The sequence below is a fragment of the Cyanobium sp. Cruz-8D1 genome (genome assembly GCF_024345975.1).
Taxonomy (GTDB): Bacteria; Cyanobacteriota; Cyanobacteriia; order PCC-6307; family Cyanobiaceae; genus Cyanobium.
The window spans coordinates 1-3,844 of record NZ_JAGQCD010000091.1 but is presented as its reverse complement, the minus strand read 5'-3'; the positions used below and the strand labels follow the sequence as shown (position 1 = coordinate 3,844).

Annotated in this window: 2 tRNA genes and 2 rRNA genes; all 4 read left to right on the top strand. The window is 53.9% G+C overall.

Annotated features, from left to right (window positions below):
- The 4 genes from KBZ33_RS21150 (at position 1) to rrf (ending at position 3,839) form a co-directional block, all read left to right on the top strand.
- Positions 1-69: transfer RNA gene (locus KBZ33_RS21150), tRNA-Ile, on the top strand.
- 9 nt (positions 70-78) lie between these two features.
- Positions 79-151, top strand: a tRNA-Ala gene (locus tag KBZ33_RS21145).
- A 505-nt stretch (positions 152-656) separates the two neighbouring features.
- Positions 657-3,544 (top strand): 23S ribosomal RNA (locus KBZ33_RS21140).
- Positions 3,545-3,722: 178 nt separating this feature from the next.
- Positions 3,723-3,839: ribosomal RNA gene (gene rrf, locus KBZ33_RS21135) — 5S ribosomal RNA — on the top strand.
- The last annotated feature ends 5 nt before the right edge of the window (positions 3,840-3,844 follow it).

Sequence of the window (3,844 nt, the reverse complement as noted above, 5' to 3'; positions counted from 1 at the left end):
ATTAGCTCAGGTGGTTAGAGCGCACCCCTGATAAGGGTGAGGTCCCTGGTTCAAGTCCAGGATGGCCCATTCGTGTTTGGGGGTTTAGCTCAGTTGGTAGAGCGCCTGCTTTGCAAGCAGGATGTCAGCGGTTCGAGTCCGCTAACCTCCATCCAACGAGGTAAAGACCACCACCATGAAGCGGCAACAGGATGCATTTTGATGGGTGAGGTGACAAGACATGTTCAGCTGAGGACTCCAGCCTCCTTTCATTCCTAATCGCTTGGATCACGCTCATTGTGAATCCAAGGTTGACAGTGGTTGAAAGGAAGCTGGACTCGCTGATTTTGGTGCGAGCCAAAGGTCAGTGACTCTAGCAAAGAACCTTGACAACTGTATAGGTAAGTCTGGATAAAGAAAGCATCTCATAGATGCCCAGACGGATGTGAGCATCATTTGGTACTGCCAAGTGATGGGAGCGTCTGGCTGGGAGATTCTTGAGTTTAGAGCCGAGAGCTTCCAGCGTCTTTTCACTCCGCCGAGGAGGGAAGAGTTTGATTCTGTCTTTCAAACCATCAAAGCTCCAGATTATTCGGGAGACCGAGAGATCAAAGGGCGGAGAGAGGTGAAAGCAGAAGAATGGGTCTCAACAACCCTGAACGTTGGGAGTGTTAATTGGTCAAGCTACAAAGGGCTCACGGTGGATACCTTGGCACACAGAGGCGATGAAGGACGTGGTTACCTGCGAAAAGTCTCGGGGAGCTGGAAACACGCTTTGATCCGGGAATCTCCGAATGGGGCAACCCCTAGAACGGCCACCTGAATCCATAGGGTGGCGCGAGCCAACCCAGCGAACTGAAACATCTTAGTAGCTGGAGGAAAGGAAAGTAAAAACGACTCCCTAAGTAGCGGCGAGCGAACGGGGAAGAGCCTAAACCGATGGTTCCGACCATCGGGGTTGTGGGACAGCAACGTGGACCAGGGACGTTAGTGGAAGCGTTTGAAAGGCGCGCCATAGAGGGTGAAAGCCCCGTACGCGAAAACGAAACTGGCCTAGCTGTATCCCGAGTAGCACGGAGCACGTGAAATTCCGTGTGAATCCGCGAGGACCACCTCGTAAGGCTAAGTACTCCTGTGTGACCGATAGCGAAACAGTACCGCGAGGGAAAGGTGAAAAGAACCCCGGGAGGGGAGTGAAACAGAACATGAAACCGTGAGCTTACAAGCAATGGGAGTCCTACTCATAGGATGACCGTGTGCCTGTTGAAGAATGAGCCGGCGACTTATAGGCACTGGCAGGTTAAACCGGAAATGGTGGAGCCATAGCGAAAGCGAGTCTGAATAGGGCGTTGGTCAGTGTTTATAGACCCGAACCCGGGTGATCTAACCATGGCCAGGATGAAGCTTGGGTGATACCAAGTGGAGGTCCGAACCGACTGATGTTGAAAAATCAGCGGATGAGCTGTGGTTAGGGGTGAAATGCCAATCGAACCCGGAGCTAGCTGGTTCTCCCCGAAATACGTTGAGGCGTAGCGTCTAGTGCTATAGCAGGGGGGTAAAGCCACCGTTTCGGTACGGGCTGCGAGAGCGGTACCAAATCGAGACGAACTCTGAATACCCTGTGTGAAACTAGGCAGTCAGACTGTGGGGGATAAGCTCCATGGTCGAAAGGGAAACAGCCCAGACCGCCAGCTAAGGTCCCCAAATGACTACTCAGTGATAAAGGAGGTGGGATTGCCCAGACAACCAGGAGGTTTGCCTAGAAGCAGCCATCCTCAAAGGAGTGCGTAATAGCTCACTGGTCGAGCGATCCTGCGCCGAAAATGAACGGGGCTAAGTAGTCTACCGAAGCTGCGGATTTAAATGTTCTTAGGAACATACAAATGGTAGGGGAGCGTTCCATGTGGGGCGAAGCGTTAGCGTAAGCGGGCGTGGACTGCATGGAAGTGAGAATGTCGGCTTGAGTAGCGAAAACATGGGTGAGAATCCCATGCCCCGAAACCCTAAGGGTTCCTCCGGCAGGCTCGTCCGCGGAGGGTTAGTCAGGACCTAAGGCGAGGCCGAAAGGCGTAGTCGATGGACAACAGGTCAACATTCCTGTACCTGTCATGTTTTGGGAAGGGGGACGGAGAAGGCTAGCCCAGCCAGATGTTGGTTACTGGTTCAAGCGTTCAAGGCGTTGAGAAGTGGCGAAAACACTTTGAGCTGAGGCGTGAGTACGAGCTGCTACGGCAGCGAAGTGGGTGATGTCAAGCTTCCAAGAAAAGCCCTATACCCGTTAAGGCATGATGGCCTGTACCCGAAACCGACACAGGTGGGGTGGTAGAGAATACCGAGGGGCGCGAGATAACTCTCTCTAAGGAACTCGGCAAAATGGCCCCGTAACTTCGGGATAAGGGGTGCCACCGCAAGGTGGTCGCAGTGAAGAGGCCCAGGCGACTGTTTACCAAAAACACAGGTCTCCGCTAAGTCGCAAGACGATGTATGGGGGCTGACGCCTGCCCAGTGCCGGAAGGTTAAGGAAGCTGGTCAGCGTAAGCGAAGCTAGCGACTGAAGCCCCGGTGAACGGCGGCCGTAACTATAACGGTCCTAAGGTAGCGAAATTCCTTGTCGGGTAAGTTCCGACCCGCACGAAAGGCGTAACGATCTGGGCGCTGTCTCGGAGAGAGGCTCGGCGAAATAGAATTGTCTGTGAAGATGCGGACTACGTGCACCCGGACAGAAAGACCCTATGAAGCTTTACTGTAGCTTGGTATTGTGCCCGGGCTCTGAATGCGCAGGATAGGTGGGAGGCTTTGATCCATTGCTTGTGGGTGATGGTGAGCCAACGGTGAGATACCACTCTTTCAGAGCTAGGGTTCTAACGGTCACCCGTCATCCGGGGACCGGACAGTATCAGGTGGGCAGTTTGACTGGGGCGGTCGCCTCCTAAAAGGTAACGGAGGCGCGCAAAGGTTTGCTCAGGCTGGTTGGAAATCAGCCGACGAGTGTAAAAGCAGAAGCAAGCTTGACTGTGAGACCTACAAGTCGAACAGGGACGAAAGTCGGCTTTAGTGATCCGACGGTTCTGAGTGGAAGGGCCGTCGCTCAACGGATAAAAGTTACTCTAGGGATAACAGGCTGATCTCCCCCAAGAGTTCACATCGACGGGGAGGTTTGGCACCTCGATGTCGGCTCATCGCAACCTGGGGCTGAAGTCGGTCCCAAGGGTTGGGCTGTTCGCCCATTAAAGCGGTACGCGAGCTGGGTTCAGAACGTCGTGAGACAGTTCGGTCCATATCCGGTGCATGCGCAGGAATATTGAGAGGATTTCTCCCTAGTACGAGAGGACCGGGAGGAACGCACCTCTGGTGTGCCAGTTATCGTGCCAACGGTAAACGCTGGGTAGCCATGTGCGGAGAGGATAACCGCTGAAAGCATCTAAGTGGGAAGCCCACCTCAAGATGAGTATTCCCATGGCGTTAGCCAGTAAGGTCACGGGAAGAACACCCGTTGATAGGCTCTACGTGGAAGCCGGGTAACCGGTGAAGCGGAGGAGTACTAATAGACCGAGGGCTTGACCAACATCTGGTTCTAAGCCTGCCATGTCTAACTGCAGATTTCGAAAGGAGTCTGAAGCTTGGAGATGGCGGAATGACTTCTTTATCCAGAGGAGTGATGGCGAAAGTCGTTGCTCCCACCTATGCAGTTCTCAGGGTTCACCCCCTAGCCGCAACGGTTGTTGCGGTGAAGGGAAACCTATCCTGGTGTCCATGGCGCTGTGGAACCACACCGATCCATCTCGAACTCGGTTGTGAAACGCAGCAGCGGCGACGATAGTTGGGGGGAAGCCCCCTGCGAAAATAGCTCGATGCCAGGTAAAAA